The organism is Deltaproteobacteria bacterium (assembly GCA_020848745.1).
Classification (GTDB): domain Bacteria; phylum Desulfobacterota; class Binatia; order UTPRO1; family UTPRO1; genus UTPRO1.
Map to the genome: position 1 here is coordinate 1 of JADLHM010000155.1, position 26,954 is coordinate 26,954.

At 72.5% G+C, this 26,954-nt stretch carries 19 protein-coding genes; 1 reads left to right on the top strand and 18 read right to left on the bottom strand.

What is annotated here, in order from left to right; translation table 11 throughout:
• Positions 1-579: 579 nt before the first annotated feature.
• Positions 580-2,085, bottom strand: a complete 1,506-nt coding sequence (locus IT293_22115; protein MCC6767354.1) for an aldehyde dehydrogenase family protein — start codon at positions 2,083-2,085, stop codon at positions 580-582.
• Between the two features lie 173 nt (positions 2,086-2,258).
• Between IT293_22115 and IT293_22120 the strand changes: the two genes are divergently transcribed.
• Positions 2,259-3,047 carry an enoyl-CoA hydratase/isomerase family protein gene (locus IT293_22120; protein ID MCC6767355.1) on the top strand — a complete coding sequence of 263 codons (789 nt, stop codon included), beginning with the start codon at positions 2,259-2,261 and terminating at the stop codon, positions 3,045-3,047.
• A 15-nt stretch (positions 3,048-3,062) separates the two neighbouring features.
• Here IT293_22120 and IT293_22125 read toward each other — a convergent pair whose 3' ends face one another.
• The 17 genes from IT293_22125 to gspD form a co-directional block, all read right to left on the bottom strand.
• On the bottom strand, positions 3,063-4,466 hold the full coding sequence (locus tag IT293_22125) for a sugar transferase (protein MCC6767356.1): 1,404 nt from the start codon (positions 4,464-4,466) through the stop codon (positions 3,063-3,065).
• Between the two features lie 6 nt (positions 4,467-4,472).
• A complete protein-coding gene (locus tag IT293_22130; GenBank protein MCC6767357.1) occupies positions 4,473-5,429 on the bottom strand; it encodes a glycosyltransferase family 2 protein in 957 nt (318 codons plus the stop codon).
• Complete coding sequence (locus IT293_22135) at positions 5,426-6,271, bottom strand: glycosyltransferase family 2 protein (GenBank protein ID MCC6767358.1); 846 nt, start codon at positions 6,269-6,271, stop codon at positions 5,426-5,428. Before IT293_22135 ends, IT293_22130 begins: the two co-directional genes overlap by 4 nt.
• Entirely contained in the window at positions 6,268-7,233 is a 966-nt protein-coding gene (locus tag IT293_22140; GenBank protein ID MCC6767359.1) for a glycosyltransferase, read from the bottom strand. Before IT293_22140 ends, IT293_22135 begins: the two co-directional genes overlap by 4 nt.
• Positions 7,234-7,425: 192 nt before the next feature.
• A complete protein-coding gene (locus IT293_22145; protein MCC6767360.1) occupies positions 7,426-8,499 on the bottom strand; it encodes a hypothetical protein in 1,074 nt (357 codons plus the stop codon).
• Between the two features lie 12 nt (positions 8,500-8,511).
• Positions 8,512-9,642: a glycosyltransferase gene (locus tag IT293_22150; GenBank protein ID MCC6767361.1), complete on the bottom strand. Its 1,131-nt coding sequence runs from the start codon at positions 9,640-9,642 to the stop codon at positions 8,512-8,514.
• Positions 9,639-11,717: a methyltransferase domain-containing protein gene (locus tag IT293_22155; protein ID MCC6767362.1), complete on the bottom strand. Its 2,079-nt coding sequence runs from the start codon at positions 11,715-11,717 to the stop codon at positions 9,639-9,641. The genes IT293_22150 and IT293_22155 overlap by 4 nt, the downstream gene beginning before the upstream one ends.
• Before the next feature lie 29 nt (positions 11,718-11,746).
• Positions 11,747-13,606: a hypothetical protein gene (locus tag IT293_22160; GenBank protein MCC6767363.1), complete on the bottom strand. Its 1,860-nt coding sequence runs from the start codon at positions 13,604-13,606 to the stop codon at positions 11,747-11,749.
• Positions 13,603-16,413 (bottom strand): hypothetical protein, encoded by a 2,811-nt coding sequence (locus tag IT293_22165; GenBank protein ID MCC6767364.1) that lies wholly within the window; start codon positions 16,411-16,413, stop codon positions 13,603-13,605. The genes IT293_22160 and IT293_22165 overlap by 4 nt, the downstream gene beginning before the upstream one ends.
• A 55-nt stretch (positions 16,414-16,468) precedes the next feature.
• Positions 16,469-17,878 carry an exo-alpha-sialidase gene (locus IT293_22170; protein MCC6767365.1) on the bottom strand — a complete coding sequence of 470 codons (1,410 nt, stop codon included), beginning with the start codon at positions 17,876-17,878 and terminating at the stop codon, positions 16,469-16,471.
• Positions 17,879-18,030: 152 nt separating this feature from the next.
• On the bottom strand, positions 18,031-19,098 hold the full coding sequence (locus IT293_22175; GenBank protein ID MCC6767366.1) for a hypothetical protein: 1,068 nt from the start codon (positions 19,096-19,098) through the stop codon (positions 18,031-18,033).
• Positions 19,099-19,373: 275 nt separating this feature from the next.
• Positions 19,374-19,829: a hypothetical protein gene (locus IT293_22180; GenBank protein MCC6767367.1), complete on the bottom strand. Its 456-nt coding sequence runs from the start codon at positions 19,827-19,829 to the stop codon at positions 19,374-19,376.
• Positions 19,819-20,829: a lysophospholipid acyltransferase family protein gene (locus IT293_22185; protein ID MCC6767368.1), complete on the bottom strand. Its 1,011-nt coding sequence runs from the start codon at positions 20,827-20,829 to the stop codon at positions 19,819-19,821. Before IT293_22185 ends, IT293_22180 begins: the two co-directional genes overlap by 11 nt.
• The gene (locus IT293_22190) at positions 20,811-22,007 is read right to left on the bottom strand and encodes an ABC transporter ATP-binding protein (protein MCC6767369.1); all 1,197 of its coding nucleotides are present in this window, start codon (positions 22,005-22,007) and stop codon (positions 20,811-20,813) included. Before IT293_22190 ends, IT293_22185 begins: the two co-directional genes overlap by 19 nt.
• On the bottom strand, positions 22,004-22,867 hold the full coding sequence (locus IT293_22195) for an ABC transporter permease (protein MCC6767370.1): 864 nt from the start codon (positions 22,865-22,867) through the stop codon (positions 22,004-22,006). The genes IT293_22190 and IT293_22195 overlap by 4 nt, the downstream gene beginning before the upstream one ends.
• Entirely contained in the window at positions 22,864-24,465 is a 1,602-nt protein-coding gene (locus IT293_22200) for a tetratricopeptide repeat protein (protein ID MCC6767371.1), read from the bottom strand. The genes IT293_22195 and IT293_22200 overlap by 4 nt, the downstream gene beginning before the upstream one ends.
• Before the next feature lie 19 nt (positions 24,466-24,484).
• Positions 24,485-26,938 (bottom strand): type II secretion system secretin GspD, encoded by a 2,454-nt coding sequence (gene gspD / locus IT293_22205; GenBank protein MCC6767372.1) that lies wholly within the window; start codon positions 26,936-26,938, stop codon positions 24,485-24,487.
• Between the last annotated feature and the right edge of the window lie 16 nt (positions 26,939-26,954).

The window sequence follows — 26,954 nt, forward strand, 5'->3', positions numbered from 1 at the left end:
CGGCGCGCTGCACGCGAGGGCGACTGCCTTCGTGACCCACGATCGACGTTTGCCCGACGTCCCCGGTATGCGCATCGTCTCGGTGTCGGACCTCCGCTGACGGTCACAGCCCGCCGCCCCAGCGATATCGGAGGGCCGATACCCACGCGGTCGATCTTCGATCCGCAGTTGGCGACAGCAGCGCCGAGCTGTCCCAGAACTGCATGCGAAATCAGTGGTCGTCGCGATCGGCGCGCAAGGCCGCGAGTGCGTCGCCTCGACAGCGTACTGGAGGACCGAGCTCGCCGAGCGTCAGAGAGCTCCGTGGAGCGGGAACAAGAGCCCCACGCCGGATGAGATCATCGCGAAGGTCGGTGGTGGTGCGCCCCACGCCTACGGGGCTGATCTCGGCAACCGGGGTATCTCGATCCAGCACGATGAGGCGTGTGCCCCGCCGGACGACGTGCAGATACCGAGACAGGTGAGTCTTCAGCTCCCCGATCCGGACCGTCCTCACGTGGTCACGTTCGCGCATCATCACAAGCGCCAGAACGCTGGCCCCGGCTGCATACAGCCGGGGCCGCACACCTCGAATGCCGCCTAGTTCAACAGCAGCTGCAGGTAGAACTTGCCCTCCGGCGGCGTGTCCTCGCCGACGTGGATGTGCTTGAGCTCGTGGTACTCCGCGAGCCCCCACTTGCCGAGCTCGCGCCCGACGCCGCTCTGCTTGTAACCACCGAACGGGAACCGGAGATTGATCATGTGGTAGTCGTTCACCCACACGGTGCCGGTCTCGATCTTCTTGGCCATCGCGATCGCCCGGTCCCTGTTCGACGACCACACCGCGCCGCCGAGCCCGTAGACCGAGTCGTTGGCGATGCGGATCGCCTCGGCTTCGTCCTTGTAGCGGATCACCGAGACGACCGGCCCGAAGATCTCCTCCTGCGCGATCCGCATCTTGTTGTCGACGTCGTCGAAGATCGTGGGCTCGTAGTAATAGCCCTTGCCCATGCTCGCCGGACGCTTGCCGCCGGCGACGAGCTTGGCGCCCTGCTCCTGCCCGATCCCGACGTACTTCTCGACGGTGTCGCGCTGCGACGCGCTCACGAGCGGGCCCATGCCGGTCGTCATGTCCATGGTGTCGCCGATCTGGATGCGCTCGATGCCGGCGATCATCTTCTCGACGAACCGGTCGTGGATCTTCTCGTGCACCAGCACGCGCGTGCCGGACTCGCAGATCTGGCCCTGGTGCATGAAGGTACCGAAGAGCGCGCCGAGGGCGGCGGTATCGAGGTTGGCGTCGTCGAGGATGATGTTCGGCGACTTGCCGCCGAGCTCGAGCGTGACCTTCTTCAAGGTCCCGGCACCGAGCTGCATGATGCGGCGGCCGACCTCGGTCGAGCCGGTGAAGGCGACCTTGCCGACGTCGGGCGAGGTCGCGAGCTCCTCGCCCGCCGTGCCGCCCGGCCCGCTGATGACGTTCACGACGCCCGCGGGCACGCCGGCCTTGGTGCAGATCTCGCCGAGCATGAGCGACGACACCGGCGTCACCGACGCCGGCTTCAGCACGACGCAGTTCCCGGCCGCGAGCGCGGGGCCGATCTTCCACGCGGCCATGATGAGCGGGAAGTTCCAGGGCGTGATGCCGGCGCAGACGCCGATCGGCTCGCGCACGACGAGGTTCTTCGACGGGATCGGCACCGTCTCGTCGTACTCCTCGCAGATCATCGCCTGGTACTCGTCGCCGCAGATGAACTGTCCGAAGTGCATGAAGGTCTGGGCGGCGCCCGGGACGTCCATGCTCATCGCCTTCCGCATGGTGCCGCCGCCGTCCTGCACCTCGGCCGCCGCGATCTCGTCCTGGCGCTCGAAGATCGCCATCGCGACCTTCTGGAGGATCTCGCCGCGCTCCTGCGGCGACTTGTTGCGCCACACGCCGGAGTCGTGGGCCTTCTTGGCGGCGGCGACAGCCTTCCGCACGTCCTCGCGGTCGGCAACCGCGACCGTGGCCCAGGGCTCTTCGGTCGCGGGATTGATGGTGGGAGCGGTCTTGCCGCCCTTGGCGGCCTGCCACTCTCCGTCGATGAACAGTCCGAACTCTTTCATGGCTGACTCCTTCTCGGCGCCGGTCGAGTCGCCGCGCCGTGGGTGACGGCGGGCGTCCGGGCGTCGGGTAGCTAGTCAGCTCGCCGGGGGTGGGTCAAGCCCGGCCGCGCCGTTTGTCGCGCCGTTCGCCGAGACGGCGCAACTGTGATCAAACGCGCCGCGAAGGAGCCGCGATGACCTACGAGAACCTCACCCTGGAGCGCCGCGACGGGGTCGCCACCCTCACCCTCAATCGGCCGAACGCCGCCAACAGCATCGACCTGCCGCTCGCCCGCGAGCTGATGCACGCGGCGATCGCGTGCGACGACGATGTCGAGGTGCGCGCCGTCGTGCTGACCGGCGCGGGCAAGATGTTCTGCGCCGGCGGCGATCTCCGCGCCTTCGCGGACACGGGCCCGGCGATCGCGAGCCGCTTGAAGGAGCTGACGGCGTACCTGCACGCGGCGATCTCGCGCCTCACGCGCATGGACGCCCCGGTCATCGCGGCGGTGAACGGCATGGCGGCCGGCGCCGGTTTCAGCCTCGCGATCGCCGCCGACCTGGTGCTCGCGAGCGACACGGCGGGCTTCGTGATGGCCTACACGCAGGCGGGCCTCGTCCCCGACGGCAGCTCCACCTTCTTCCTGCCGCGCCGCATCGGCGACCGCCGGACGCGCGAGCTCATGCTCACCAATCGCCGCCTCTCCGCGGCCGAGGCGCTCGACTGGGGGCTCGTGAACCAGGTCGTCCCGGCCGACGAGCTGTTGCCGGCCGCGACGAAGCTCGCGGCGACGCTCGCCGCCGGCCCGACGCGCTCGTTCGGCGCGACGAAGGCCCTCCTGAACGAGAGCTTCGAGCACGGGCTCGAAGCGCAGATGGAGCTCGAGGCGCGCGCCATCGCCGGCGCCGCGATCACGCCCGACGGTCAGGAGGGCATCCGCGCGTTCCTCGAGAAGCGGAAACCGGCCTTCACCGGGAAATGACGAGCGGCGGGCGGGTCACACCCCCCGCCGCGTCACCATCACCTTCACCGTCTCGGCCATGATCTTGAGGTCGAGGGTGATCGAGTAGTTGTAGATGTAGGCGAGATCGTACTTGAGCTTGTACGCCGGGCTCGTGTGGTACTCGCCGTTCACCTGCGCGAGGCCCGTGAGCCCCGGCTTCACCTGCAGCCGTTCGAGGTAGCCGGGGATCTCCTCGGCGTAGCGGCGTACGAACTCCGGACGCTCGGGACGCGGCCCGATCAGGCTCATCGTGCCGTTCAGCACGTTCCAGAGCTGCGGGATCTCGTCGACGCGGCTCGCGCGTAGGATGCGGCCGACGGGCGTCACGCGCTGGTCCTCGTGGCTCGCGAGCACCGGACCGCTCCCGCGCTCGGCGTTCTCGAACATGGTGCGGAACTTCCAGATCGTGAACTGCTCACCGCCCTGGCCCACCCGGCGCTGCCGGTAGAAGATCGGACCCGGTGAGCCGAGCTTGACGGCAACGGCGGCGAGGACGGCGATCGGCAGCGTCGCGACGAGCAGCACGCCCGCGATCAGGAAATCGCTACTGCGCTTGAAGAGGTAGGCCAGGTCGTCGCGCGGATTCTTCACGACCTCGACGACCGGGATGTCGTGGATGCGCCCGGACGACACGCGGCCGACGAGGATGTCGTACACGGAGGGCACCACGCTCACGCGCGGCCGGCGGCTCTGCCGCAGCATGCGGTCGACGAGGCGATCGCGCCACGAGAGCGGCGAGAGGAGCACGATCTCGCCGACGTCGTGCTCGACGAGGAGGCGCGGCAGGTCACCCACCTCGCCGAGCCACGGTAGGCCGCCGACGAACGGCGACGGCGCCTGCCCGTTCCCGTCGGCCGCGACGGCGACCGCGCCCACGATGTCGACGTGATGCAGGCGCGGCTCGCCGACCCCTTCGAGGAACTGCCCGATCTCCTCCGCGGTCCCCACCAGCAAGACGCGCACCGGCGACGACGCCGCGAGGCGCCGCCTGACCCACTCGCGAATCGCCGCGACCCCCGCCGCGTTCACGAGCCAGTACACGACCAGGACGGAGCGGGGGAAGTTGACGTCACCGCTGAAGAAATAGAGCGCCGTGGTGGCGAGCAGGTGCACGAAGAGCGCGGTCACGCTGTTGACGACCGGCCGGAAGCCGGTGCGCAGCGCCCGCAAGTCGTAGAACCCGAAGAAGTAGAGCGTCACGACCTCGGCAAGGAGGATCGCCGGCAGCATGTGGCGCAGCTCGAAGAGGCGCGCGACCGGCAGGAAATCGGTCGTGAGCGGCAGCGGGAAATAGATGCGCAGGAAGAACGCGAGCGCGTAGGCGGCGATCGCCCACGCGAGATCGCAGAGGAGAAGCAGCGCGATCGTGCTCTGCTCGCGGAGACCGCTGCGCTGCACGGCGGCTCAGGTCCCGGCGCCGGCGGCGGGCCAGCGCTTCGTCGACGGCAGCACGCTCCAGCCGTGGTCGAAGCCGCGCCGGATCCGGCGGAGCGCGCGGGCGCGCGCGTAGGCGCGGGCCGCCATCGAGAGCGCGACAAGCGGATACTCGTGCGGCGCGATCTCGCGGACGAAGCGCCGCCACGGATAGACCCCGAAGCCGTGCACGCGGTGGAGGTCCGGGAACTCACGCTCGAGCTGGAGCTTGCCGACCTCGTTCCGAATGCGCTGGCGGAGGTATTCCTCCCACGTCGTCGGCGGACGCAGCCGGACGACCGCGCCGGGTTCCTTGGCGAAGCGCGCCCGGCCGAGGCGGACCGAGAGGTACGCGTCCTCGTGCAGCACCGACGCCGGCATCGGCTCCGGCAGGGCCGCCGTGCGGAGCGCGTAGAGCCGCCCCGGCACGTTGCCGAAGTCGAACCGATGCGGCAGCGCGGCGACCCGCGCGACGAGCCCGTCGGCGGGCGTGACCACGGGCTCCTCGCGGCCGGCGACGATCGCGAGCTCAGGCGACGCCTCGAGGCGGCGCACGAGGAGTGCGAGGGCTTCCGGGGCGACGCGCACGTCCGCGTCGGCGAAGACGATCACCGGCGCCCGCGCGGCGGCGCGGATCGCGTTCCAGGCGGCGGTCTTGCTGCGGGGTGCGAGGCGGAGCAGGCGGACGCACGAGCCGGTCGCGGGCGGCGCCGCGTCGGGCGGGACGAACGGCAGCGCCGCGCTCCGCGCGAACGCCTCGACGCCCACGACGGCCGCCGCCGGCTCGTGCGGACCGTTCACCGCCACCACGATCTCGACCGGTTCGTCGAGGCGGGCGGCGCTCGCCGCAAGGCTCTCGAGCGTCGCGGGCAGATCGTTCTCGCCGGTGCTCGCCGGCACGCCGATCGTGGCCGCCGGCGGCCGGACGTCGTTCGCGGCCGAGCTCATGCCGCCCGGCGCACCGTCTCGAGGGTCGGCCGCGTGAGAAGATAGCCGTGCTTCCAGAAGAAGTATCCGAGCCCGTACACGTGCCGCGCGGTCAGCGCCGAGAGCAGCGTCCGAGTCACGCGGCGCTCGAGGTGCATCACGACGGCCTCCGGCACGTACTCGACGCGCCACCCCGCGCGGTGCATGCGGAGACAGAGATCGACGTCCTCGGGCCCGTAGAAGATGCGCTCGTCGAGGAGCCCGACCTCGTCGAGCGCCGCCTTGCGGATCACCTGACACGCGCCGATCACGTAGTCGACCTCGCGCACGCCCGCGTGATCCCACCAGCGGAGCTCGACGTCGTCGACGACCGCCCGCCCCAAGCGGGACGGCAAGCGCCGCAGCACCTTGTCGACGAGCGTCGGGAAGCGCCGGCAGCTGTACTGCAACGCGCCGTCGGGATCGACGAGCTTCGGTCCCACCAGGCCGACGTCCGGCGCCGAGTGCAGACGCGCCACCAGCGTCGCGAACGACCGCGGCGCCGCAACGGTGTCGACGTCGAGGAGCGCGACGAGCTCGCCACGCGCGCGCCGCAGCCCCTGGTTGCGGGCCGGCGCGACGCCCCGGTTGGTCGCGTTCGTGATCGTCACGAGGTCGGAGCGCGCGGCGAGCCATTCCGCCGTGCCGTCGCGCGAGCCGTTGTCGACCACGATGACCTCGATCGGAAGCGGCGCCGTCGCGGCCGGGAGCGCCGCCAGGCAGTCCTCGAGGAGCGCGCGCGAGTTCCAGGTCAGGATGACGATCGACACCACCGGCGCTTCCCCGCCTGGGCCTTTGACGATCCCGGGGCCCGGTTCTGTCACGCCCCCTCTATCCCAGGAGGCCGCCGGACCCGCAACCGCGCTCGGTCGGCGCGCCGCCCCGCCGGATCGCCGCTGAGACAGAGGCCCGCCATGCCGGCGTACCGCCGCGCGCGCCCGGCCGCCGTCGCGTCACCGCCGCGCGCCGCCCAGGCCGCGAACGCCGCCTTGGCGGCGAAGCCCGCCCCGGCCGCGACCCGGAAACCGAGCTCCGCCGGCCGGCCGCGCCGGCGCCGGAAGAAGCGGAGCGTCCCGCACAGCACGGCGCGATCGCGATTCGCGCCGTAGCGGGCCGCGCCGCTGCGGTTGCCGTGGTGCACGATCACCGCCTCCGCGCAGTAGCCGACGCGCCACCCCGCCGCGCTGAGGCGATGACAGAGGTCGAGGTCCTCGCCGTACATCTCGTAGGCCTCGTCGAATCCGCCGATCGGCGCGAGCGCCGCTCGGCGGGCGAGCAGGAACGACCCGTACACCCAGTCGACGAGCCCGCTCGCGGAGGGCGCGGTGCCGCGCGGCCCGCGCCGCCGCTCGCCGAGCGCCTCGGCGACCAGCCCCCGCACCGAGTGGAAGCGATCGACCGTCGGCTGCGGCGTCCCGTCGGCGTTGAGCGTACGGCACCCGACGAGCGCGACCGACGGCTGGCGGTCGAGGCACGCGAGTGCGAGCGGCACGGCGTCGGGCTCGACCACGACGTCCGGGTTCAGGAAGAGCACGACGGCCCGCCCGGTCGCCGCGAACCCTTGGTTCGCGGCGGCGGCGAAGCCGCGATTCGCGGCGTTGGCGACCACGCGCGCCGCCGGTGCGTGCCGCCGCACCTCCGCCACCGTCGCGTCGGTCGACGCGTTGTCGACGACGACGAGCTCCGCGCCGGCCGCGAGGGTCGGCGCGAGCGACGCCAGCAGCGCCGGCACCTCGGCGGCGCTCTGCCAGGTCACGACGACGATCGCGAGGTCGCCGAGGGTCACGGACTCAGAGCTTATCCCACAAGGTGCCGCCGAGAGCGAGGCGCACGGAGCCTGAGCGAGAGACGCAAGCGCAGTGCCGACCGCGGAGGCGTAGCCAGAGGCTACGCCGCACAAGGGAGGCGCGAGCACGCGGCTCGCAGCCAGGCTCCATGCGCCGCAGCCGGCGGCACCTTGTGGGATAGGCTCTTTAGGTCACGCCGGCTCACTCGTCAGGCCGTGCAGCGCGTGGCAGGCGTCCCCGAGCACGATGCGATAAGCGCGCGGCACCGACGCGGCGAGCGCGTCGAGGTTGTGGACCGTGGTGATGCGCTGCACGACTTCGCCGAGCGCGCGCTCCGCGGTCGTACGCGCGGCGCGCTCCGCGTCCGACGGCGCGTAGATGCCCCAGCGCTCGGCGTACCGCAGGTTCTCGATCGAGTGGCCGAGGAACTGGAGCTTCGCGGCGTCGGCGTTCAACTGCTGCGCCGGGCTCGCGAGGGCCTGGTCGATCAGCGCCACCTCGGCGGCGAGGCGGAAGTACGTCGCCCGCGTAAGGTCACCGACGCGCCGGCGCAGGCTCTTCGCCTCGTACCCGTGCCGGAGGGCGTCGTAGAGCCCGTAGAGCACGTGGCTGCCGTTACAGGCGTAGGTCTGGAGCGTGCTCCGGCCGTACGCCTTCGTGCCGCGCATCGCGGCGACGGTGTCGGCATAGCCGACCTCCGCCACCTGCGCCGCCGTCTCGACGAGCGCCGCCACGGTGAACGTCTGGCCGTCGGCGTTCGCGAAGCGGTCGGCCGACGGCGGCATCGCCCTGGTGAAGACGCTGAGCGTCCACGACAGCTCCGGACCCGCGATCGTCGGCGTGAAGAGCGCCCGCGCGCCGACGAGGAGGTCGTCGACGCCGATCGGGCCGCCCGCGGCGGCGAAGCGGCGCGCGGGCGGCACGCCGGTCGCGTCCATGATCTCGAGGAAGTGGTTCGGGTGCGCCTCGACGTTGATCGGAAACCCCACGTACGAGCGCTCGCCCTTGGGCGTGCGGGCGGCATAGCGCGCGATCACGGCGTCCAGGATGGGACCGGCGGAATTCTTCGCGTCGGGCCCGAGCGCGAGGACGACGTGCATCAGCACCCACGGATCGTCGCTCGCGAGCGCGCGCTGGGTGACGAGGCCGCGGAGCGCCTCGATCGTCCGGGCGGTGGCGGCGCCCGCCGCGCGCGGGCGCGACGCCGCGAGCGCCGCGGCGCCGGCGGCGAAGCCGAGGAATCGTCGTCGGGTCCATGCCATCATCGGCGGATTCTCTCAGCCTTCGCGCGGCTCGGGAAGGCGGGCGTCGAGCTCCTCGATCCGGCCCTCGAGCTCGTCGATGAAGTCGCCGAGCCCGTCGGCGCCGGCGACGGTGGCGGCGCCGAACACGCGGGCCAGGTCGTGGACATGGACGACCCGTCGCTGGGCCGCCCAATACACGCGCCCGAAGGCGCTCGGACGGAAGGGCTCGCGGAAGAGCGGCAGGACGTCCCGGTCGGATCGCCGGCGCCGCGCTTGCACCGCGTCGCGAGCCGCTCGCAGCGCCGGAAGCCGCGCGTCGAAGGCGCGCCCGGCCTCCGCGAACGCCCCCGCCTCGGGACCGCGCGCGAGCCGCGCGCGTTCGGCGAGGAGCACGCGCGCCGCCGGCAGCACGACGTCGAGGCTCGCGTCTTCGTAGTTCTTGAAGCACGACGCGAGGGCGTTCCGTTCGAGGAGGAAGCGCCAGCGTCCGACATCCATGCTCGAACCGCGGTGACGGTGGTACGCGACGGCCGTCGGCACGTAGAGCACGCGCTCGCCGAGCACCCAGAAACGCCATCCGAGGTCGACGTCCTCGAAGTAGGCAAAGTACTCCGCGTCGAAGCCGCCGGCCGCGAGGAAGCGAGCGCGATCGACCGCGAGCGCGCCGCCGCACCCGAAGAGCGCCGGCTCCGGTCGGGCCGCCGGGTCCGCGACGTACGGACGCCCCCAGCCGCGGTGGCTGCCGTGACCGTGGAAGTTCATCGCCGCGCCCCCGAAGTCGACGCGCGCGCCGTCCCAGTCGAGCATGCAGCTTCCCGCCGCGGCGGCGTCCTCGGCGCGGAGCGCCTCGACGAGCCGGACGAGCCACGTCGACGCTACCCGACAGTCGTTGTTGAGGAACGCGACGACGTCGCCGGAAGCCGCCGTGGCCGCATCGTTCGCGGCCGCCGCGAAGCCGCGGTTCGCGTCGTGCGCGACGACGCGGACCGCGGGCCACTCGCGCCCGAGCCAGGCAACCGAGCCGTCGGTCGACCCGTTGTCGACGACCACGCACTCGAGGTCCATGCCGGGGTGCTCGAGCGCGAAGACCGACGGCAGGCAGGTCTCGAGGTGGTGGCGACCGTTCCAGTTGACGATCGCGACCGTGGCGACGCCCGCGCTCATGTCCGCTCGCCTCCGGCGAGCCGGCGGACGACCTTCCGGAACCCGCCGTAGACGCGATAGGCCGGATGCGCCCGCACCCGCGCCGCGAAGCGCGCATCCTCGACGGCCCCGGCTGGGGGCGCCGGATCCGCGGTTGCCACGACGACCGGCTCCGCCGTGACGGGCTCGGGCGGCGGCGCCGGCGCCGCGGCGTTCGACGACGCCCCGGCCGCGAGCGTCAGGATCTCCGAGAGCGCGGTCGCGTCGCGCAGGCGACGCGCGGCGGCGTCCGTGCCCCCGTCGTCGGTGGCGAGCCGCCGCACGTCGCGACACCAGTCGGTCGCGCCCGTGAGGTCGACCACGAGGAGATGGCGATACGCCGGCTCGCGCCGATCGGCCACCTGGCCGTTGTAGCGCGCCTGCCCGCGCGCGTAGCGCTCGCCGAGGACCGGCTCGGCGAGCAGCAGGTTCGCGGCCTGCATGAGGCTCCAGTACGGCAGGTACCCGTTGGGCAGCGCGACGAGGCTCGCCCCCGCCTCCTCGAAGTAGGCGATGGTCGCCGAGAGGTCGGGATGACCGTGCGCCAGGTGCTCGCGGAGGAAATCGTGCGCGTAGCCGTGGCGGGCCTCGACGAGCGCGAACAGGAGCGCGTCGGCCTCCCGGACGCCGGGCGTCGCGAACGGCGCGCCGAGCACGACGAAGCGCCGCGAGACGCGGCGCAGCTCGTCGAGGAGCAGCGTCCGCCCGTCCGGCGGCACGTGCTCGAGCACGTCCTGGCAGAGCACGAGATCGAAGCTCGCGTCCGCGAACGGCAGCGGCGGCTCCGCGACCGCGCGGTGATCGGGATGATCCGCGACCCGGACGTCGACGGCACACGTCGTGTCGTCGGGAAAGAAGTCGGCGAGCGTCGCGAAATGACCGTGCGCGCCGCCCATCACGCCGCCGACGTCCAGCACGCGCCGGGGCGACGTGCCGAGCCGCGCCGTCGCCGCGCGCGCGTGGTCGTAGCGTTGGTACATGTCGAAGGGCAGCCGGGCGAAGAGCTCGACCCGCGTGGCGGTCTCGGCCACCACCTCGAGTCGCCGTACGAGCAGCGGCGAGCTCGCCCGCAGGCGGAGCCCGTGTCCGCCTGCGGCGAGCGGCACGCTCGGCAGCTCGAGGGCACACGGCGCCTCGGCGAGCGGCGCGCGGCCGATCTCCTGGTCGCCGATCTGCGCCACGAGGTCGCCGGCGCGCTCGGCGCACGCCTCGACCCGCACGGTGACGCGGCAGGGCTCGCGCCCGGCGACCAGGAGATAGCAGAGGCCGTCGGCGGCGCCGCTCCACTGGGCGTCGGGCGCGTCGGGCTGCGGCGCCGCCACGAATCCCGCCCGCACCCGGACCGCGACCCGCGCCGCCGCGGAACCAGCGACCGTCCCGAGCGTCGACGCCGCTCCGAATCCCTCCGGGCGTAGCCCACCGGCGGGCGCGAGCCCCGCGGCGCCGGATCGCACGGCCGCGATCTCCAGATTGTAGGGCGCCTGGAAGAAGCGGAAGTCCACCGTGAACCCGAGTGCGAGCAATCGGTCGACCCAGTAGGACGGCGGACGCTCCGAGTAATGCGTCTCCTCGTCGCCGCCGAAATACAGCGGATCGGGCGTCGCGCCGATGAGCGCCCCGCCGGGTTTCAGCACCCGGGCGATCTCGGCGAGCGCCGGCTCGGGCTCGTGCAGATGCTCGAGCACGTCGAACGCGCTCACCACGTCGAAGGCGCCGTCCGCGAACGGCAATCGATCCGCGAGCCCGCGCAGGACGCGCCCCGCGGCCGCCGGCGCCTCGTCGCGCGCGCGCGCGAGCGCATAGGCGCTCACGTCGACGCCGACCGCCGCGAAGCCGCCCGCACGCGCCTCGGCGACGAGGTAGCCGTAGGCGCACCCGAGATCGAGCCAGCGCGCGCCCGGCGCGTAGCGCGTCGCCAGGTGCGCCACCCAATGATACCAGCTCGCGTGCTCGCTCTCGTAGCCGGACGACGGGTATCCGCTGTTGACCCCGTGGTAGTAGCCCTCGTCGTAGAGGGCTCCGAGCGCGCGCGCGTCCAGGTCGGGCGCGGACGACATGATGCGCGCGCTCATAGCACGGCGCAAAATCACGGCGCAATTTTGCCGGCGTCACACGCCGGATCGGGGCGCTCGTAGAGATCGAGCTCACCCGCCGCGTCCGCCGACGCGTCGACGACGACGCGCGCGCGCCGCGGACCGTTCGCGAAGCAGAGCGCGCTCGCCGATCCCGCGGAGCCGCTCGGCCCGGCGTCCTCCCGCACCGTCACGGTGCCGCTCCCGACCGACGCGACGACGCGAACGCCGCCCGCGGGAACGTCGATCTCGCACGTCACCCGGCGCGGCAGCGACGTCGGACGCGCGATCGTACCGTCGCCGTAGCGGCGCGGGGCGGGCAGGACGCGGATCGGCACGGTCACCGGCGCCCCATCGTCCCCGCGGCAGGACTCGTACGCCACCGCGGGGCGGTAGCGCGCGACCCGCAGGGGCCCGAGGTCGACGAGCTCGAACCGTGGCGGCGCGACGACGGGCGCGCCGGGATCGTCGCGATACCAGAGCACGACGTGGCGTGGCGCCCTCGCCCCCCCGCTCGGCGGCGCCGCGCGCGCGAGCCAGAAGCCGTTGTCGCCGGTCGCGTCGTCGAACGCCGGCCCGTGGACGCTCGCCCAGCGCGCAGGGAAGGCCGCGCCGTCGTCCGCCAGCAGCGCCGCGAGCTCGCGCTTCACTCCCATCGTGAGCAACCGACCCGGCACGGGAGCGTCGCGGCCGCCGGCGCCGTCGAGAGTGAGCGCGGCCGGCGCGAGGGCGAGGTAGCCGTGGCGGGCGATCGTCGCGAGCCAGTCGGCGCTCCATCCGCCGAGGAGCGTCGACGCTCCGATGAGGACGGCGGCCGCCGCGCGTCCGAGCGTCGATCGCGCGTCGCCCGCGACCAGCAGGCCGGCCGCGAGCGCCGCGAGCGGCAGGAGCGCGTCGAGGTAGTAGTACCAGGCCTCGCCGGGAAGCAGGACGACCATGCCGAGCTGGCACGCGGTGACGACGGCGAGCACCGCGGCCGGCCGGTCGCCGCGGCGCGCGCGGAGGACGGCGCGCCCGATCCCGAGCCCCGCCGCCGTCGCGACGAGCACGGCGAGGCCGCGCGCGACGAGCGGCGCGGGAGCGGGCGCATCCGGCCACTGCCAGAAGGCCTCGGGCACGCGCCATTCCAGGCACCATGCCGCCACGAGCCGCGCGAGCACGTCGGGCGGCGGGCCGCGGCTCGGCAGGGTCGCCAGGCCGGCATCGCGCCCGGCGTTCGCGAGCGCGGCGTACGCGGCCGGAAATCCGGTCGCGATCCCGCCCATGACGCCCGCCGCGAGCGCGGCGCGCGTCGGCCGGCGGGCGAGCACGAGCCCGGCCGCCGCCACGACCCATGCCGCCATCGCCAGATGGAGCTGCACGGCGAGCCCGAGCGTCGCCCCGACGAGCGCCAGGCGCGCCGGCGTCGCGGGCCCCGCGAGGAGGGCGACGAGCGCGAGCGCGACCGGCGGCAGCGCCGCGGGCGCCCAGGCCACACGCCCGTCGATGATCGCGACCCGCGACGTCGCGAGCACGGCGAGCGCCACGAGAGCCGGCCGCGCCCCCCACCAGCGCCGCGCGCAGAGCCAGGTCGCGACGAGCGTCGCGACGCCGAGACCGGCCGCGAAGCGATAGGCCGCGAGGGGCTCGTCGCTCGCGAGATGCGGTAGGGCCCAGACGTAGTGATAGAGCGCGCCGAGGCTCGTCACCCGGCGCATGGTCGGTCCGACGATCGGGAAGCCGCTTCCCGCCGCGACGTCGAGCGCCGTCTGGACGTCGCGCGCCTGGTCGACCCCGAACCAGCCGAGGTCGAGGCGCCAGCAGCGGAGCGCCGCGCCGAGCGCCAGGAGCGCGGCGGCGAGCGCGAGCTCCCCGCGCGTCGGGCGCGTGCTCACGCCGCCTCGCGTTCGGCGTGCAGCCGCGCGCCGATCCGAGCGTACGGCACGAGGAGCGCCGCGGCCAGCAGCGAGAGCGCGCCGCCGACGATCCACGACGTCGGTCGGTACCGGAACGTCACGACATGGCGCCCCGCCGGCACCAGGACTCCGCGCAGCACGCCGTCGACCGTGTGCACGGTCGCAGCGCGGCCGTCGACGTCGGCGCGCCAGCCGGGATAGGCGAGGTCGGCGAGCACGAGGAGCGCCGGCGCCGGGCCGGCGGTCGCGACGGTCACCGAGCCGGGCGTCTCGCGCTCGATCGCCGTACCGGAATCGTCGTCGGCGCCGGCGGCGGGCGCGGTGCGCACCGCGAGGGCCGCGCTCAACGCCGCCGCGTCGGCCTTCGGTACGAGCGCGGTCGTGCGAAAGTCGAAACCGTCGCCGAGACGTCCGAGCGCCGCCTCCTCGCTCGCCGTCGGCTCGACGTTCCGGACCCGGAATGCCCGCGGCAGCGCGTTCGCGTTCTCGTAGACGACGGCGCCGACCAGCGGATCGCGAAACGCCTCGCGGAGCGCCGCGGCCTCGGCCGCGTGCCGGGTTCCGCGCTCCGCGCCGAGGCGCGCCTCGACCGCCGCGCCCGGGCCGAAGCCGAGATCGCCGAGCGCGACGACCGCCGGCGCGCCGTCGACGCTCGCGGCCGTCACGCGCACGCGCACGCGCCGCGCCTCGCCGGCGCGCCCGAGGGCGACGCGCTCCTCCTGCCACGCCTCGCCGGTCCCGAGGCGGCGCGGCGCGCCCGACGCGTCCGATGCGACGCCGTCGACGACCGTGCGCACCTCGACGGCGGAAGCGGCGCCGCGCACCAGCGCGCCGAACGCGAGCTCGCCCGCCTCCGTGACGGCCGTCACGTCGAGCGTGAACGGCGTCGGCACGCTGAACGCGAAGCGCTCCTCCCCGGCGGCGGCGATCGGTCCGATCGCGAGCGGGCCGCCCACGACCGCGAGGCGCGTCAGCCCCGCGAGCAGGCGCGCGGTGCGTTCCCGGCCGACCTGGCGCCGTACCCGGATCGCCAGATCGTCGACCACGAGCGGCCGGCGCGTCACGACCCAGCGCACGCCGGCGAGGTCGGCGGCGGGCGCCGTCGCCGCGAGCGGCACGTCGGGGTCGACCGTGAAGTGGATCACCCGGCCGCAGAAGCTCAGCAGGCGCGTGAAGAAGGCGTAGGTGGCGCCCGGCGTCAACACGTCGATCGACCGGACGTCCGCGAGCCCGGCCGCCACCGACGTGAGCGGCACCGCGAGGTCCGGATCGGCGACGATGCGGCCCGCTTCCGCGCCGCGCAGGAACGCGACGTACGGAGGCGCGCGGTACGGGTCGAGCCGCGGCGGATGGCGATGCGGCGCCGCCGCCCAGAGCTCGACGAGCGCGATCGCGGCGAGCACCCAGGCCGCGAGCCCGCGCCCGACGCGCCCGCCCCACCAGAACCCGACCGCGGCGCCGAGCGCCAACGAGAGGATCCCCGGGAGCGCGAGCGCCGCCGCATGCGTCGGCAGGGGCGCGCGCCACACGGCCGCTCCGGCGAGGGCGGCGAGCGCGAGCCAGGCGACGAGGATCGCGCGGCGCGCCGAGCGGTCCTCGCAGCGTCCCGCGAGGAGCGCGTCGAACCCGATCGCGGCCGCGACCGCGACCGCGAACACGACCGTGAACGTGTACTTCACGAACAGAATGCCCCGCAGCACCGGCAGGTGCACCGCGAGATCGCCGAACGCGCCGACGTTCCGCGCCAGCAGCGCGACCGCCCAGGCGGCGCAGCAGAGCGCCCCGTGGCGCATGGGCGCGGCCCGGGCCGCGACGCCGAGGGCCCCCAGCACGACCGCCGCGCCGCCGAGCGACGGGGTAAGCAGACCGTCGGCGAACGCCCGCCCCGGCGCCACGAAGAGCGCCGGCACCGCCAGGCTCGCGAGCGACGGCCACGGCACGACGAAGCCCGCGAGCTGCGAACGGCCGCCGAGCGTGAGTCCCGACGCGCGCGCCATCGACTCGAGCGCCGGCACCAGCAGGAACCCGGCGAGCCCGGCGGCGAGGACGAGACCCGCCGCCGTCGACGCGAGCGTCGCAATCCCCCGGCCGCCGCGGCGCCGTGGCGCGCGCACGAGCGCCCACGCCGTGGTGAACGCGACGCAGAGCAGGCTCGCCTGCAGCTTGCCCCCGAGCACCGAGCCGGCGGCGGCGAACGCGAGGAGTGTCCAGCCGCCGACGCGCCCCGCCCGGCCACGCTCGAAGCCGAGGAGCATGAGCGGCAGGAACACCTCGGTCGAGAGGGGATGGTGCGCGATCCACCCGAGCGGGTACCCGCCGTAGGCGACGAGCGCGGCACCGAGACACGCGGCGGCGGAAGCGAGACGGATCTCTCGCAGGAAGGCCCACGTGGCGCACGCGAGGAGGAGCAGCCGGGCCAGGTAGAAGAGATCGGCGTGGGTCGGGGACGGCCAGAGGTTCAGCGGCAGCTGCAGCGGATTCCCGGCGCCGGAGTTCAGGTTCGCGGCGAGCGGGCTGCCGAGGCCGCTCCCCGGGCTCCAGAGGGGGAGTTCGCCGGCGGCGAACCCCGCCCGCGCGAGGTACGGGCTCGGCTCGTCGACCCACGCGGCGCCCTCGACGTCGAGGAGGTGCGGCGGCGGCGCCGGATCGGGCGCGTCGAGGGGGCCCCGCGCAGTCAGCCCGGCCGTCGACGACGCGGCCGAGAGCGAGCGCCCGTCGAAGACGACGTCGGCGAAGAAGATCCCGTGCAGCACCAGGAACACGAGCAACGCCGGCGCGACCGACACGAATCCAGAGCCCTCCCCGCGGCGCCGCCGCACAGCCGCGGCCGCGCGGCGGCCTTCAGTGAAACGCGATGCGGCGCACGTACAGATCAAGCGGCGGCCGCTTGTTCTGCGCGTCGCCGAGCGTCTTGATGACGGCGCGCGCGTCGCCCCACTCTTCCCACATCACGTAGGCGGTGGCGCCGCCGACGGCGATCTGCGGAAAGCGCACGGTGCCCTGGCCCTCGGCCTCCGGGCGGTCGACCACGGCGAGCGGCGCCTCCCACGTGGCACCGTCGTCCTTCGACCGCGTCAACCGGACGCCGCGCGCGCCGGCGGCGTAGACGAGATAGAGCGTCCCGTCGGATCCCGATGCCAGGCGCGGCGCGCTGGCCTTGACGTCGGCGGGCGTCAACGGCGCGACCGCGTCCTTGCCGGGGCTCCAGGCGCCGTCCGGCCGCAAGCTCACGTAGTACACCGCCTCGGCGCCGCCACGCGCCTTCGCCTCGAAGACCACTGCGGCGCGCTTCCCGTCCGAGAAGAGCTGCACCGTCGGAGCCGTCCCTCCCGGCTGCTCGTGCAGCAGCACGTCCGTGCCCCAGGTGATCCCGCCGTCCGCCGAGGAGTCGGCCCAGACCTCGGCGAAGGCGTTGATCCCGCCGACGGCGGCCGTCCAGAGGACGACCGCGCGCCCGCTGGCGAAGGCGGCGCGCGGCGCCAGCGGCGCACCGCGCCCCTTGCCGTCGTCGACCCGAACGGGCTTCGACCACGTGGCTCCGCGGTCCGAAGAGGCGGCCGCCATCACCACGCGCCCCGCCCCCGACGCCTGCTCCTCCCAGACCGCGACGACCCGGTGCTCCCCGTCGCTCGCCACGGAAACGGCGTTCGCCATGAGGCCCCCGCCCTCCCCGTCGTCGATCCGCACGTCCTGCGGCAGCCAGGTCGCGCCGCGATCGAGGGAGTGGTTCACGAAGACGCCGGTCGTGTAGCCGCGCTCGTCGGGCCAGGCGACCGTCACGCCGCCGCTCCGGTCGGTCGCGATGGCCGGAGCGAATGCCATCGGCTCCGTGTTGAGCACGCGCGGATCCGACCAGCTCGCGCCGCCGTCGCGGGTGCTGCGGAACACGACGAACTTGTTCCCGGTCTCCGGCCGCCGCGCCTGCCAGGCCGCGAAGAACTCGCCGTCAGCCGCGCCCCGCAGCATGGTGAGACCGATCGTGATCGTCCTCAGCATGTCGTCGGGGCTCAGGTGGGCTTCCGGACCGAACGGCTCATCCGCCTTCGGGGCCCGCCGGAAGACGACCGGCCGATAGGGCGGCTCGTCCCGCATCCAGATCGCCACCGCGCCGCCGTTCGCGAGCGCGTGGATCGCGGCGTAGTACGCGACCTGGTAGCGCCCGACGTTCCCGGCCTCGCCGTTCAGCCGCTCGATCTCGGCGAGCTCGGGCCCCTTCGGCTGACATCCGAGCACCAGGACGAAGAAGGACACGAGCAGAGACGTCCGGAGACCGCGGCGGCAGCATCGCAAGGGGGCACCCATCCTGGTGGTGGTCGTCATGGCCGAGCGGGCAAAAAGAGAGGGGACGGCGTACGAAACGCCGTCCCCTCGTTCTTCACTCGGAGGTCCTGCTTAGGACAGGATTACTCCGCGGTGTAGCGACCGAGCACCGAGGTGCCGTACGGACCCACCGCCTGGCCGTGATACGCGAACAGGAAGGTGGTCAGGTCGATGCCGTTGATCGTGGTGTCGCCGATCGGCACATTGCCTTCGTCGCTACCGACCTGGCAGTTCGTGATGCGAACGAAACCCGAAGTCTCGGCCGGGATCGAGGCCGGGATGATGGCCGGGAGATCGATGGCCGCGAGGGAATCGTTCTCGGCGATCTTCGCCGTGCTCGAGCACGTGACGCAGATGTCCGGCAGCGACACGAAGGACTCGACGTTGTCGTAGTACTGCGCGTTGCAGCAGACGGCCGAGCCGTTCGTGAGTGCGGACGGGATCGGGCCGATCTCGGACTCCGAGAACTGCGCATTGCCCGCAGGGAACGCCACCCCGATGAAGAAGACCTCGGAATCCTGGAGGTCGAGCGGGTTGAAGGTCTGCAGGAAGAGGCCGGCCGCGACCGGACCAGTGAGGAAGAAGTCCCCACCAGCGGGAAGCGTCTGGCCGTCGACGACGCCGATCGCGTTGTTGCCGAACGCCGCGTTGGTCGCGGTGTTGGCGACGACCCAGCTGCCGATGAGGGCCGGAGTGCCGCTCGGCGCTTCCGGATCCTCGGGCTCGCAGGTCTGGCTGTTGGTGTCGGCATCGAACGACGTAACCGTGACGAAGCCCTTCTCACCCGTCAGGTTGATCACGGGGCCAGTGTTGATGTTGCTCTGGCCGGTCTGGATCTGACCCTGGAGGGCGGTCGGGTCCACGACCACGGTGTCACGCGGCGTCAGGCAGATGAAGACGTCCGCGAGGTGGTCGCAGCTCTCGGACCAGAACGACCAGTGGGTCGCCAGGGGATCCGAGTCCTCGCCACCGATGCGGCTCACGAGCTGGAAGCTCGCCTTCCCGTCCGTGACGTCGAACGGCATGATCAGCGCCACCGCCGGCTGGATCGTGGTGACCGTGTCACCGAGCTCGGCCGCCTGCACGGGACACGTGGCAAACGCCACGCCCGCGAGGGCCGCCCCAAAACTAAACTTGATGCCCTTCCTCATAGTGCTCTCTCTCCTTTCGTCTCCACTCGTTCGCTGTGAGACTTCACTGACCTACTGCACATCGCGCCGGTCCGGTGATGGCGCGATCTCTTGGCAATCGTGAGCACCCATCCCCCTTCCGGTCCTTCCGACCAACGACCGCTGGGGAGCGCGTCACTCGCTGAAACTTTGATTACGAGACCCAAAAAGAAGACCCACGACCCCCAACCATCCTCACCCTAAAAACGCGGCGCATCCTAACCCGAGGTTTTGAAATGTGTCAAGGCTCGAGAGCCTCATTCGGCCATCACCACGTACCAGACGCCGTCGCGCCGCACCCATTGGTCGTTGGTGGTGACCTGCTTCTTGATGAATGTCAGCTCGCCCTCGGGCGTCTTCAGGGGGAAATTGACCTCGTTGCGGACGGCGACGGTCGCCTTGTCGTCTCCGTCCTGCTTAACGTCGCTGATTTCGTAACTTAGGATGTCGAAGGCGAGGAAGCGGCGCTTCAGGAAGGCGTCGCGCGACAGCGACTTCCTGGCCTCCGGGTCGACGTACTTGTCGTACACCTCGGGCCACCCCTTGGACTGCTTGAGGCCCCAGTAGGCGGATGCACGCTCCTTCAGGGAGGCCGCCGGGTCGGTTTTCCGACACCCGCCCCCGGCCCCGAGCGCAGTCACGAGCGCCAATCCGAGGACTCCCGCCAGCGCCGCCGCCCGGCTCGTCGTCTCGCCCCACCCCTCAAGTCGCATGCGCACCTGCCTCGTATCCACTGCGACCCCCTGCGTCAATCGTGGCTGGGAGCGGCTCCTCGACCCAGAAGCTGCGGGCGTACTCCCACATGAAGAATTGCGCCGGATCGACGGCGATCTCGCGCTCGACCACGTCGATGCACCGCTGCAGCGTTCCCGCTCCGGCTTCCGGCCCCGGGACCCTCGGCAGCACCGTGAGCGTGTGCGTGCGGCCCGGCGCGTCGCGCCGCACCGTGAAGGGCACGAGCGCCGCCCCGGTTTCACCGGCGAGGTATTCGATCCCGAGGGGGAACTCGGCGACGTGGCCGAGGAAGCGGACCCGACCGCGATGGCGGACCAGCTCGGGCGGCACGTCGATCAGCATGTACACCACCTGCCCCGCTCCGAGCGCGGCCCGGATGCGCGCCATCGCGTCCGGCGTTCCGGGGAGGATGAAGGAGCTCCCGACGATGCGCTCCAGGGCGGCGACCTTGCGCGCACCGTAGCGGCGCACGGCGTCGTGGAGCGGATTGTCGTCGGGCTCGAGCGAACGCGCGATGACGTTCATGCGATAGCCGAGCCGAGCGAGCGCGATGATCGCGAGGCACATGCTGCCGTAGTGCGACGAGAACACGATCGCGCCGCACCCACCCGCGAGCGCGGCATCGAGGTGCTCGCGGCCCTGCACGGCGACGACGCGATCGACGCCCTCCGCGCCGAGCTCCGGATAGAAGAACGCCTCGGATTCCTCGCACGCCTGGGTCTGGAAGCAGCGGCGGATCGCGCGCCGCGCCGCGGCGGCCGTGAGCGCGTCGCCATACGCCCGCCGGATGTTGGCGATCGCGGCCTCGCGGCCGACGGTACGCCACCAGTAGCGGACGTCGCCGCGGCGCCGCCCCCACCAGAGCGCGGCGCGCCACGAAACGCGCGCCAACGCCGGCATGATCGTGAAGTAGTCGAGCTCCATCGCGGCGCGGATCCAGCGCGCCGACGCGCCGCCGCTCACGACGGCGCGACCCATTGGTGGTCCATCCGCATGACGCCGAACTCGTCCGAGCGATTGCGGACGCGAAACGGACAGCGACGCTCCTGGACGTCGTAGATCAGCAGCGCCGAGCGGTTGTCGATGGTCGCGACGTTCAAGTAGTACCCCCCGCCGAGGAGCGGCAGCCGGGGCACGTGGAGAACCGCTTCGAAGCGCCCGTCGGGACGGGCGTGCATGCCGACCGCGTCCATCTCGGTCGATACGCAATAGCAGACGAGGCCGTCGTTGCGCACGAAGGCGATGCCGACCCCCGGCTCGAGCGCCGCGTCGCGCCCGCGTTCGAGCACGACCCGGACCGTGAAGGGCGCGCCGCTCTGCCAGGTCGGCGGCTCCTGCCCGTCGCCGCCTTCGAGCGCGACCTCGACCAGGCGCAGGACCGCCGGATCGCGCCCGGCCGCCGGCTGGGACGCGACCTGCTCCTCGTCGCGCACGCGCGTGTACTCGAGATACCCGTCGATCACCTCGTCGACCGGCCCGAGCGCCTCCACGCGACCCTGGCGGAGCCAGAGCGCGCGGTCGCAGAGCTTCTTCACCTGGTACATCGCGTGCGAGCAGAAGAGGATCGTCTTGCCCCGCTCGCGGAACTCGGTGATGCGGTCGACGCACTTCGTCTGGAAGTGCTGGTCGCCGACGGCGAGCGCCTCGTCGATGATCAGCATGTCGGGATCGACGCTCACCGCGAGCGCGAAGGCGAGCCGCACGTACATGCCCGAGGAGTACGTGCGTACCGGCTGCTCGATGAAGCCGCCGAGCTCCGAGAAGGCGATCGCCTCCCCGATGCGGCGCTCGGCCTCGTCGCCGGTGATGCCGAAGAGCGCCGCGTGCATGCGGGCGTTGTGGCGGCCGCTGAACTCGGGATGGAATCCGGCGCCGAGCTCCAGGATCGCGGCGAGCGTCCCGTGCACGGCGACCCGCCCCGTCGTCGGCCGCGTCGTGCCGGTGAGCAAGGCCAGCAACGTCGACTTGCCGGCGCCGTTCTCGCCGATGATCCCGATCGACTCGCCGGCCCGTACGTCGAGGTCGAGATCGCGGAGCGCCCAGAACTCCTGGTGCCGCGGTCGCCGCGAGAGCCATTCGAACGCCCGATCGAGCGGGCGCGCGTAGAGCCGATACGCCTTGCCGAGTCGCTCCGCCCGCACCGCGATCATCGTCACACCAGATCCGCGAACTCGCCGCGCGCGCGGGCGAAGATCCAGGCCCCGATCGCGAACGTCGCGAGACTCGCGGTCGCGATCTGAAGAACCTCCGCGCCGTTCGGCGCGATGCCGTAGAGCACCACGTCACGATGCGCCCGCACGAGCGCCGTCATCGGGTTCAACGCCAGGACCGGCCGCAGGAACGGCGGCACGAGGTGCTGCGGGTAGAGGATGGGGGTCAGGTAGAACCACACCGGCAGCAACACCCCGAGGGCCTGCGCGGTGTCGCGGAAGAAGACGTGCAGCGTCGCCGCCGCCCAGCCGAGGCCGACGGCCACGGCGAGCTCGGCGGCGAGCAGCAACGGCCAGACGGCGAGCGTCGGACGCGGCGGGAACCCGAGCGCCGCCATCAGGAGGAGCAGGAGCGCCGTCGCGATCACCTGGTGCACGACCGCGGCGCACGCGAGCTGCACGGGGAGCACCTCGACCGGAAAGATCACCCGCTTCACCAGCGTCGGATTGTCGACCAGGCACGTGGCGCTGCGCGTGATCGCCTCCTGGATCGCGAGCCACGGGAAGAGTCCGCAGGCGAGATAGAGGACGAACGGCACGTCGCCGCCGCCGGCGTCCGTCACGCGCACCTGCATCACGGTCGCGAAGACGAAGGTGTACGTCGCGAGCTGCAAGAGCGGCTGCGCGATCGACCAGAACGTGCCGAGCGCCGAGCCGACGTAGCGGCCGCGCAGGTCGCGCACCACGAGCGCGCGGACGACCGTGCGCGCCGACCAGACGGCCCGCGCCATGGCGAGGGGCGCCGCCCGGCCGGAACCGCGTTCACCCGCGACGACGGTACGGACCGGCGCCCCGTGCGCGCTCACGGCGTCCTCGGGGCCGCGCCGCCGGAGCTCGCCGCGCGCAGCGCCCGCTCGCGGCCGCCGCGCGCCTTCTCGGCCCGCTCCGCAGGGAGGCGGGCGAGCGCCGCGTCGAAGTACTCTCGCGCCCGCTCCGGCTTGCCGCGATCGAGGGCGATGTAGCCGGCGAGCGTGTAGGCCTCCCCGTCATCCGGCTTGGCGGCGATCACCGCGTCGATCTTCGCGGCGGCGGCCTCGTGCTTCCCGAGACGGTAGTACAGCATGCCGAGGTTGCGGGTGGTCTCGACGTCGTCGGGCTGGAGCGCCGCGGCCGCGAGCCAGGCGCGCTCGGCGTCGGCGAGCCGGCTCCGCTCGAAGTAGGCCTGCCCGAGATTGTACTGCGCGCGGGCGCAGCGCGGCGCGGCCGCGACCGTCGCCGACCAGAGCGTAACACGGTCCCGCCAGTCGCGGTTGCGGACGATCGTACGCGCCCCGAGCGCGCCGATCGCGACCAGCACCGCCGCCGCCACGGCCGTCCGCCGCGCCGGCCAGCGCGCGCGCGCACCGTCCACGAGACCGCCCGCGACCAGCGCGATCCCCATCATCGGCACGTAGAGGTAGTGCTCCGCGAGGAGCTCGCGAAACGGGACGAGATGCGACACGGGCAGGAGCGTGACGGCGGCCCACGCGAGCCCGAGTCCGATCGCGTCACCGCGCCGCCAACGGGTGGCCGCGACCGCCGCGAGCCCGACGAGCACCACGAAGCTCGCGAGCGCGCGCGGGTCGAGGAGGTTCGTCGAGACCGGAAACGCGTCGTAGCTGTAGTCGGCGGAAAGCGTCGCGGGCCACACGACGAGCTGCGCGTACTTCACCCACACCCGTGCCACCGTCGCCACGTTCGCACCGAAGCTGCCGCCGTGCCAGGGACGCGCCGTCGCGATGTGGAGCACGTGTCCGCCATAGGTGAGCGCGAGGGCGAGCACGCCGAGCCCGGCGAGCGCGCCGAGAGTCGCGAGGCGCCGCGCCGTGAACGCGCCCGCCGCGGATGGCGCGTCGGCGCGGCGGCGCGTCCAGCGGTCGATCAGCAGGCAGACGAGCGGCAGCGTCACCGCCATCTCCTTCGCGAGGATCGCGAGCACGTACGCCAGCGCCACGAGCACGAGCGTCGCCGCGCGCGGGGTCCGCCGCCAGCCGAGGTAGGCGACGACCCCGAGCGCGTAGAAGAGCCCGCAGAGGACGTCGCGACGGCCGGCGGCGTAGCTCACCGCGTCCGTCTGCACGGGGTGCAGGGCGAAGACGAGCGCGCCCGCGAGCGCCGCCGGCGGCGAGACGCCGAGCGCTCCCAGGAGAGCGTGCACGAGCACCACCGCGACGCCGTGGTAGAGCACGTTGCTCAGGTGGAAGGCGCGCGGATCCATGCCCGCGACGGCGTGGTCGAGCCGGTAGGACAGCGTGCGCAGCGGCCGATAGTGCAGGCCCGAGAAGCCCGCGGAGAGCGGCAGGCGCACCGCCGGGTCGTCGACGATGACCAGCTGGTCGTCGTAGACGAAGCCGTTTCCGATCGCGTTGGCGAACGTCGCGGCGACGGCCACGATCAGAACGGCGCGCCCGAGCCAGGTGGTCATCGACGCGTCGGCGCCCGTCTCACGGCGCCGGAGGGCTCACGCGCATTTCGTCGAGGGTTTCGTCGGACGGCTGGCCGCTGCCGTAGTCCGGACGGCTCCGCTCGTAGCGGTACAGGTCGCGCTCCATGCCCTTCAAGCGCGACTTGAAGGCCTCGGTCGCGTTCCGCGACTCCTGCCGGTCGCGCACGACGTGGGGCGTCAGCAGGACGATCAGCTCGGTCCGCCGGACGGTGTCGCTCTCGATGCGGAAGGCGCGGCCGACGACCGGGATGTCCATCAAGAACGGCACGCCCGTGCGGGCGCGGTCGACGGTGTCGTCGATGATGCCGCCGATGACGATCGTCTCGCCGCTCTGGACCACCACGGTCGTCTCGGACTCGCGGGTGGAGAAGGTCGGCGACTGGATCCCGCCCGTCGTGGCGCTCGCGACCTGGCTCACCTCCTGGCGGATCTGCATGTTGACGAGCCCCTCGGAGTTCACCTGCGGGAGCACGGTCAGGATGACGCCGGTGTCGCGGTACTGGATGTTCTGCAGGATGTTCGACGTGCCGTTCGTCTGGGTCGTCGTGGCGTTGCTCTGGGTCGTGACGATCGGCACCTCGTTGCCGACCAGGATGTGCGCCTCGTGGTTGTCCGCCGTCATGATGTGGGGCGCGGAGAGCACCTTCAGCTTGTTCTTGCCGGCGGCGGCGTTCATCACGAGCGCGAAGTTCCGGTTGTCGCTGATGATGCCGAACATGCCCGTGCCGGGAAGCGGCACGACGTCGGCGGCACGGCTGCCGAGCGCGTTGAGGTCGAAGAGGCTCGCGTTGTTGTTGGCGTTGTCGGAGTCCGCGTTGGTATTCGTGGGGCTCCCGGTGATGCGGTCGATTGCGCGGGCGCCTCCCGCCGAACGCGCCCGGCTCTGGTCCGCCATTGCCCACTCGACGCCGAACTTCATGTCGTCGCCGAGCGTCACCTCCGCGACCAGCACCTCGATCAGCACCTGGCGGGGGACGACGTCGAGGCGGCGCAGCACCTCGCGGATGTCGGCGTAGTCCTTCTTGGTGGCCAGCACGACGAGCGAGTTGGTCACGTCGTCGGCGACGATACGCACCTCCTGGCGGAAGATGTCGCCGGGCTCGCCGCCGGCGAGCACGAAACCCTGGGCGCCCTGCGAGTTGCCGAACCCGCTGCTCGAGTTGTTCGTGTTCCCGAACCCGCCGCGGCTCGAGCTGCCGCCGATACCGCCGCTCCGGCCGCGCCGGCTCGAGCTCGACGAGCTCGAACCGATCCCGCTGCTGTCGTCGAACTGCTGCAACGGCGCGTAGTCGTCGAAGCCGTCGAGCATCTGGTTCACCCGCGGGGCGGCCGGCGCGCCAACCACCGGCGCGGGATTGTTCTGCCGCCCGACCACGGGCCCGCCATGGCGGCCGGCGGCCTGCGCGCCGCCGATGCCGCCGCGCTGCCGGGTGCCGAACGGCGTGAAGCCCTGCTGCTGGCTCTGGCGCGAGGACGATCCTTCCCCGTAGAGCTCGCTCAGGATCTCGGCGAGGTCGGCGGCCTTGGCGTTCTCGACCGCGTACACGTGCACCGAGCGCCCGGCCCCCTCCTCGGGCGGAACGTCGAGCAACTTCATCCAGCGGTCGACCTCGGCGAAGATCGTCGGATTGAACGCGACGATCACGAGCGAGTTCAGGCGCTGCAGCGGGATGATGTAGACGCCCCGTTCCTCCGCCGAGGCCGGCGTGACGCCGTAGGTATCCAGGATCGCGATCAGCTCCTGGCCGATCTCCTCGATGTTGGCGTGCTCGATCTTGTAGACCTTGGCCCGCAGGTCGCGGAACGCGTCGCGATCGAAGGTGGCGACCAGGTCCTTCAAGCGGATGACGTTCGACTCGAGATCGGTCACGATCAGGAGGTTCGCGCGCGCGTAGGGGATGACGTCGCCGCCCGGCGTCACGAAGGGCTGGAGAACGTTCACCATCTCCTGCGCCGCCACGTGCTCGACCTTCACCACCTCGATGATGAACGCATCCTCGCGGGAGGCTTGTCGCTTCTCGCCGGGGGCGACCGGGATGATCGCCTTCGTCTTCGCTTCGGCCACGGGGATGATCTGGTAGATGTCGCCCACCTGCACCGCGGAGATGCCGTTCGAGCGCAGGATGCGGTTGAAGATCGGGAAGAGATCCTCCTTGGCGATCGGCCCGGTCGTGCGGATCGTCACCTGACCCTGGATGCGGGGATCGATCTGGTAGTTGATGCCGAGGGAGTCGGCGAGGCTGTGGATCACCTCGCGGATGTCGGCCCCTTCGAAGTTCAACACGACGGAGTCGTCGGGAGCGGGGCTCGTCTTGGCCGCCTCGGGCGCCGCGCTCGGCCCGCCGTTCGGGGCGGGGGCGCCCGGGGTCGGCGCGGGAGTCTCGGCGCGCGCGAGCGCGGTGGTCCCGACCACCACGATCGCGGCGACGATCCTCAGGACTGTTCGTGTCATGCGACCCTCCTCCCGT

Excerpts from the sequence above, each read along its gene's own strand:
- IT293_22175 (MCC6767366.1), bottom strand. The coding sequence starts at position 19,098 with ATGAGGAAGGGCATCAAGTTTAGTTTTGGGGCGGCCCTCGCGGGCGTG.
- IT293_22115 (MCC6767354.1), bottom strand. The coding sequence starts at position 2,085 with ATGAAAGAGTTCGGACTGTTCATCGACGGAGAGTGGCAGGCCGCCAAG.
- IT293_22180 (MCC6767367.1), bottom strand. The coding sequence starts at position 19,829 with ATGCGACTTGAGGGGTGGGGCGAGACGACGAGCCGGGCGGCGGCGCTG.
- IT293_22200 (MCC6767371.1), bottom strand. The coding sequence starts at position 24,465 with ATGACCACCTGGCTCGGGCGCGCCGTTCTGATCGTGGCCGTCGCCGCG.
- IT293_22155 (MCC6767362.1), bottom strand. The coding sequence starts at position 11,717 with ATGTCGTCCGCGCCCGACCTGGACGCGCGCGCGCTCGGAGCCCTCTAC.
- gspD (MCC6767372.1), bottom strand. The coding sequence starts at position 26,938 with ATGACACGAACAGTCCTGAGGATCGTCGCCGCGATCGTGGTGGTCGGG.
- IT293_22120 (MCC6767355.1), top strand. The coding sequence starts at position 2,259 with ATGACCTACGAGAACCTCACCCTGGAGCGCCGCGACGGGGTCGCCACC.
- IT293_22130 (MCC6767357.1), bottom strand. The coding sequence starts at position 5,429 with ATGAGCTCGGCCGCGAACGACGTCCGGCCGCCGGCGGCCACGATCGGC.
- IT293_22185 (MCC6767368.1), bottom strand. The coding sequence starts at position 20,829 with ATGGGTCGCGCCGTCGTGAGCGGCGGCGCGTCGGCGCGCTGGATCCGC.
- IT293_22145 (MCC6767360.1), bottom strand. The coding sequence starts at position 8,499 with ATGATGGCATGGACCCGACGACGATTCCTCGGCTTCGCCGCCGGCGCC.
- IT293_22150 (MCC6767361.1), bottom strand. The coding sequence starts at position 9,642 with ATGAGCGCGGGCGTCGCCACGGTCGCGATCGTCAACTGGAACGGTCGC.